This is a genomic window from Sulfuricaulis sp. (genome assembly GCF_041499725.1).
Taxonomy (GTDB): Bacteria; Pseudomonadota; Gammaproteobacteria; order Acidiferrobacterales; family Sulfurifustaceae; genus Sulfuricaulis.
Window position 1 is genome coordinate 60196 of record NZ_JBGQKW010000003.1, and the last position, 6229, is coordinate 66424.

6 protein-coding genes are annotated in these 6229 nt (G+C 60.4%); all 6 read left to right on the plus strand.

The window, feature by feature from the left end; genetic code table 11:
- Positions 1-26: 26 nt before the first annotated feature.
- Positions 27-671 (plus strand): nicotinate-nucleotide adenylyltransferase, encoded by a 645-nt coding sequence (gene nadD / locus ACC569_RS01330; protein WP_372521687.1) that lies wholly within the window; start codon positions 27-29, stop codon positions 669-671.
- Positions 671-1084 carry a ribosome silencing factor gene (gene rsfS / locus ACC569_RS01335; RefSeq protein ID WP_372521688.1) on the plus strand — a complete coding sequence of 138 codons (414 nt, stop codon included), beginning with the start codon at positions 671-673 and terminating at the stop codon, positions 1082-1084. The genes nadD and rsfS overlap by 1 nt, the downstream gene beginning before the upstream one ends.
- A 39-nt stretch (positions 1085-1123) precedes the next feature.
- Positions 1124-1591, plus strand: a complete 468-nt coding sequence (rlmH, locus tag ACC569_RS01340) for a 23S rRNA (pseudouridine(1915)-N(3))-methyltransferase RlmH (RefSeq protein WP_372521689.1) — start codon at positions 1124-1126, stop codon at positions 1589-1591.
- 708 nt (positions 1592-2299) lie between these two features.
- Entirely contained in the window at positions 2300-2878 is a 579-nt protein-coding gene (locus ACC569_RS01345) for a nucleoside triphosphate pyrophosphatase (RefSeq protein WP_372521690.1), read from the plus strand.
- The gene (gene rng / locus ACC569_RS01350; RefSeq protein WP_372521691.1) at positions 2875-4341 is read left to right on the plus strand and encodes a ribonuclease G; all 1467 of its coding nucleotides are present in this window, start codon (positions 2875-2877) and stop codon (positions 4339-4341) included. The genes ACC569_RS01345 and rng overlap by 4 nt, the downstream gene beginning before the upstream one ends.
- Before the next feature lie 159 nt (positions 4342-4500).
- On the plus strand, positions 4501-6229 hold a 1729-nt coding region (locus ACC569_RS01355; protein ID WP_372521692.1), incomplete at its 3' end, for a YhdP family protein.

Sequence of the window (6229 nt, forward strand, 5' to 3'; positions counted from 1 at the left end):
CAGAAATCTGAAATTCAAAATAGTAAGTGCAATCCATCGGCATTCTTGGCGGTACCTTTGATCCCATTCACTACGGCCATTTGCGTCCGGCGCAGGAAGTCCTGCGCGCCCTCGATCTGGCGGAGATTCGCGTCATTCCCGCCGCCAACCCGCCACACCGCCGGCCACCGGTGGCCACGTCCGAGCAACGCCTGCGCATGGTTGAACTGGCCGTGGCGGGCGCCCCGGGGTTCACGGTGGATGACCGCGAGTTCAGACGCGGAGGGCCTTCCTATACCGTGCTGACGCTGGAATCCCTGCGTCGGGAATTCGGCGAGCGGCCGCTGTGCCTGTTGATGGGGCTGGATGCCTTCGAGGGCATCGAGACCTGGCATCAGTGGCAGCGCCTGCCGGAACTGGCGCATTTTATCGTGATGACACGGCCCGGTTGGGAATTTCCGGCCGGCGAGAGATTGCCACCGTGGGTACGAGACCGCCTGGTACGCGAGACGTCGCAGCTCGCTCAGGCCAGCGCCGGAAAGATTTACTTTCAGGCAGTCACGCCACAGGACATTTCCGCGACGCGGATTCGCGAGGCGCTGGCGCGCGGCGAACCGGCGGAAGCGTGGCTGCCGTCCGTGGTGTTCGAGTACATTCGCGCCAACCGTGTTTACGTCAATCGGGGAAACTGATGCCCAAAGTTGCCAAAGCCAAGAAGACCCAGCAGTGGATCCAGAATGCCCTGGAGGACGCCAAGACGCAGGACATCGCGGTACTCGATGTCCGCAAGATCAGCGATTTCACGGACTACATGGTGATCTCCACGGGAACCTCGAACCGGCATGTGCAGTCCAGCGCCGACAAAGTCGTGGAAACATTGCGTGGCCACGGCGTGCGGCCCGTGGGTATCGAAGGCAAGCAGATCGGTGACTGGGTGCTGATCGACTTCGGTGACGTGGTCGCGCATATCATGCGCGAGCAGACGCGCGATTTCTACAACCTTGAAAAGCTCTGGTCCGACGCCAAGCGCGTTAAACCCGGCAAGCACAAGGAAACCGTCAAAACGCCAAGGTCGCCAAGAAAAATGAAAACGGCAAAAAAATAAATTCTAGTTTTTTGGTTTCTTGGCGGTTCAAGATACATCATGCAAATCCATATTATTGCCATCGGCAACCGCATGCCGGCCTGGGTCGAGGCGGGATATCAGGAGTACGCCAAACGCCTGCCACGCGAATGCCGCCTGGTGTTGCATGAGATTCCCGCCGGCCGGCGCGCCAAGGGCGCCGATCTCCGGCGTCTTATTGAACAGGAAGGACAACGCCAGCTTGCCGTCGTTCCCTCGAGCGCGCGTCTTGTCGCGCTCGACCGAAACGGCAAGCAGTTAGACACGGAAGCGCTTGCTGCTGAACTGGAGAAACGACTCGCCAGCGGCGAGAATCTAGCGTTGCTGATCGGCGGGCCGGAAGGGCTGGCGCCGGAATGCCTCAAGCAGGCCAACGAAAGTTGGGCATTGTCCAAGCTTACCCTGGCGCATCCGGTGGTGCGTGTGGTGCTGGCCGAACAGTTGTATCGCGCCTGGAGCATCATTAATAATCTGCCGTATCATCGGTAGAGTACAGTCGAGCCGCCTGCGGCGGTGTTTTTACTTGCGGTTCCCCGCACCGCGGGCGGGTTTCTTTCTTTGCTCGTGTAAAGAAAGAAACCAAAGAAAGCACGCCCCGGATGGCACGACAGCTCGCTGCGCTTCGCGCCTTTGCCGTGCGGTTGCGCGACGCGACGTCCCTGTCGCGGCGCGCAACCCGCGGGCCTCCTGCCCGCGGCCCTTCGGGCTGGCGGGCAAAGGCTGGCGATGCGCGCGCGTGCCATACGGGTTTTTTAAAAACCCCCTTGGTCAAGCCGAGCGACGCGTGTAGCCGAAGCGCAGGCCCAAAGGGGCGAGCGAGGGATCGTGTGCGTGCGCCGCCGCGACAGGGACGTCGCGTCGGCGCACCCCCTGAGGCAAACGCGGCGCGAGGACAAATCGGCAGGATTGCCGATTTGCACAGCCGGTTTACAGGCTGCCCGAAGGGCGAGGCACAGGGATGTGCCGAGTGAAACCGGCGAAGCCGGCGCCGACCAGGGGGTGCCCTTTCTTTTCGTCGCTTTTCTTTGGGCAAGCAAAGAAAAGCGACCCAGGGTGCAGGGGCGGAGCCACCCGCCATTAGCTTTTCAATCGTGTGCGGAGCGCACACAACATTAGTAGCTGTGGGTTAGCCACCCATAAGTAAACGCAGCCGCAGGCGGCTCGACTAAAAGACAAATAGGACAGATAGTAAGAACTATGATCTACCTGGCTTCCGCTTCTCCTCGACGGCAGGAACTGCTGCGCCAGCTTGGCGTTGAATTTGAAGTGATGCCGTCCAATATTCTCGAGGTGCGTCAGGCGGGTGAATCGCCCGCCGACTATGTCTTGCGGGTGGCGCGCGACAAGGCGCAATTCGTGGCCAGGCTGGTGCGAGAACGCGGCCTGCCGGTTTTCCCGGTACTGGGCGCGGACACGGAGGTGGTGCTCGACGGCGAAATCCTGGGCAAGCCGGAAAACGCGGCGCATGGCATGGCCATCCTGCGGCGCTTGGCCGGCCGCACGCATGAAGTCCTGTCCGCCATCTGCGTGTGGAATCGCGAGCGGGAATATTCAGCGCTGAATACGAGCCATGTGACGTTCCGCCCGTTGACGCCAACGGAAATCGAGCAATACTGGAAAACCGGCGAACCCGTGGGCAAGGCCGGCGCCTACGCGATTCAAGGGCGCGCTGCGACGTTTATCGCGAAACTGGAGGGCAGCTATTCCGGCGTGATGGGCTTGCCGCTGTACGAACTGGACGACATTCTGCGCAAGACTGAGGCAGGTGGCGCGTGAGCGAGGAAATTCTCATCAATGTCACGCCGCAGGAAACTCGTGTCGCGGTCGTCGAAAACGGCGTATTGCAGGAAGTCCACATCGAGCGCACGCGCAGCCGCGGAATCGTCGGAAACATTTATAAAGGTAAGGTGGTCCGGATTCTTCCGGGTATGCAGGCGGCGTTTGTGGACGTCGGGCTCGAACGCACGGCGTTTCTGCATGCCTCCGACATCCGTTTCGCCGTCACCGTCGAAACCGGCACAGGCGTGTCACCGCCGATTCACGAATTGCTGCAGGACGGACAGGAGATTGTCGTGCAGGTGGTCAAGGATCCGATCGGCACCAAGGGCGCGCGCCTGACCATGCAGATTACGTTGCCGGCACGCTATCTTGTATTCATGCCGTATAGCAAGCATATCGGCATCTCGCAGAAGATCGGTGACGAGGCGACACGCGAGCGCCTGCGCACGCTGGTGCAATCCGCCATGCCGGAAGGTGCGGAGGGGGGCGGTTACATCCTGCGCACGCTGGCCGAGACCGCGGCCGAGGAGGAGATCGAAACCGATATCCGTTATCTGCGCCGTGTGTGGGCCGTCTGTCAGGAGCGAATTCGCACCGCGACAGTCCGGAGCTTGGTTCACGAGGACCTGCCGCTCGCGCTGCGCGCCATGCGCGACCTGGTGCGCGGCAACGTCGAGAAGATACGCATCGATTCGCGCGAGATTTTCATCAAGGCGCGCGATTTCGGCATCGAATTCATTCCGGAAGTCGCCGACCGCATCGAGCATTATCCGGGCGAACGGCCTATTTTCGATCTGTATTCCGTCGAGGACGAAATCCAGAAGGCGCTCGATCGCAAGGTGATGCTCAAGTCCGGCGGCTATCTGGTCCTGGATCAGACCGAGGCCATGACCACCATCGACGTGAACACCGGCGCCTACGTCGGCCGCCACAATCTGGAAGAGACGCTATTCAAGACCAATCTCGAGGCGGCTCAAACGATCGCCCGCCAGCTGCGGCTGCGCAACCTGGGCGGCATGATCATCATCGATTTCATCGACATGACGGAAGCCGAGCACAAGCGCCAGGTGCTGCGTGCCCTGGAACGGGCGCTCGCGCGCGACCGTACCAAGGTGACCATGACCGAGATGTCGCCGTTGGGACTGGTGGAACTCACGCGCAAGCGCACGCGCGAAAGCCTGGAGCACGTCCTGTGCCATCCCTGCCCGGTCTGCGAGGGGCGCGGGATGGTGAAAACGCCGCAGACCGTATGTTATGAGATCTTCCGGGAAATCCTGCGCGAGGCGCGTCAGTACGGCGCCGACGAGTACATGGTGCTGGCCTCCCAGACGGTCATCGACCTGTTGCTTGACGAAGAGGCCGGCAGTCTCGTGAAGCTTCAGGAGTTCATCGGCAAGCCTATCCAGCTCAAGGTCGACCCGACCTACGCCCAGGAACAATACGACGTGGTACTGATGTAATCTTGATTCCCGCCACGCACAGGACAGGAAACTTCCGGGAAACACCGGCATCGAATGAGTCAGATTCTCGTTATTCCCCTATTTTCTGCTTTGAGTGCGGATGCGGCAGAATAGCCCTATGGATGTCCTGAACGCCCGTACGCGGAGATCGCTCCCGACATGAAGAAACGGTTACAACGCTACGCCTTCCATATCGGCCACTGGACGCTGCGCGTCAGCCGCTGGACCCTTTACGCCTCGGCGGCGATGCTGGTGCTGCTCGCGATTGTTTTTACCGTCGCACGTTTCCTGCTGCCGATGCTGGAGGAGCGTAAACCCGATCTTGAGCAGTATCTGAGTCAGCGTTCCGGCCGTCAGGTTCACATTGAATCGCTGCTTGCCTATTGGGACGGTCTGCATCCCGGTGCCCAGGCGAATGGGATGCAGGTATACGCCGCCGACGGACGTCAGCCGGCGATCCGACTGAGCGAAGTCAGGATCAGCCTTGCGCTGTTGCCGCTGCTCTGGGGCAAACTGGAGATCAACAGCCTGGTCGTGGTCAAACCGAACCTGGCGCTCGAGCGGCTGAAGGACGGGCGCTTCCGCATTTCTGGATTCGACCCACTGCATGCCGGCGAAGGCGGTGAAGGCGAGAAATTCCTCAGCTGGCTGTTCCAGCAGGGTCGTCTCGAAATCGAGAACGGCGAACTGCAATGGTTCGATCACCGGGAAACCGACTCAGCCGTGCACTTTTCGCATGTCAACCTGAATCTTCAGAACAGCGGCGAACGTCACCGCCTCGATTTCAGTGCCGATTTTCCTCCCGAGATATGTCGTGATTGTTCGCTCATTTTCGATATCACGGGCAATCCGCTGAGCTCGCCGGAGTGGAGCGGTGAAATTTACCTGCGCGCGGGGGAAGTGAACGTCAGCACATTGCCGCTGGTCGCGCGCGAGAAATTGCCGTCCGCCTTCCGTGGGAAATTCACCGTGCAGCTGTGGTCCGAATGGGAGCAGAGTCGTCCCGTTTCAGTCCGGGGCAACGTGCGTGTCGCGGGCCTTCGGCTGCCTATCTCGGGGTGGGACTCGCCGCTCGGGATTCGCGAGGCGGGCGGTGATTTAAGCTGGCAGGCCAAGCGTGAGGGCTGGCGTCTCGACGTGGCTAATCCCACGATCGGTTTGACGGGCGCCACCTGGGCCGCCGGTCATCTGCGCATCGTGCATCAGCCGGAGGAAAGCCAGGTCCAGGTCAAGCATCTGGATATCGGCGACATCACGAGTTTCGTTGCGCGCATGAAAAGCGAAATCGTCGAAATTGAGAAAAAAGATGCCGCAGCGCCGAACAGTTTCCTGGATTTCTGGCTCGCCAGCAAACCCGAAGGCGCGGTCGACAATTTTAATCTCCGTGTTAACGGCGACTGGGCGGCGCCCGAGGATTTTTTCTTGGAAGCGGATATCGGCAACGGCGTCGTTCTCCCCTACCAGAAATACCCGGGTGTTCGGGGTTTGCACGGCCATCTGTCACTGTCGCGCAACGCCGGGAGTCTGCAGCTGGATTCGACCAACGTGGCGGTATCGCTTCCGCAACTGTTCCGTACCCCGCTTGTGGCACAGCGCGTCAGCGGCGACCTCGGCTGGGAAAAATCCACCGATCACTGGTTGATCAATGGCAACGATTTACGCGTGACGAGCGCGGACGGCCGCGGGAACGGAAAATTAAGCATGCGCGTTCCTTTTGACAAGTCGGTATCGCCGCATGTGAAACTGCGGGTGGATTTTTCCGACGGAAACGGCGCGCATGCCGCGCGCTACTACCCGGTTTATCATTTGTCACCCGCCACGCTGGCGTGGATGGAGCGGTCCTTCGTCGCTGGCGAGATTACCCAGGGTTATCTGGTTTATGACGGAC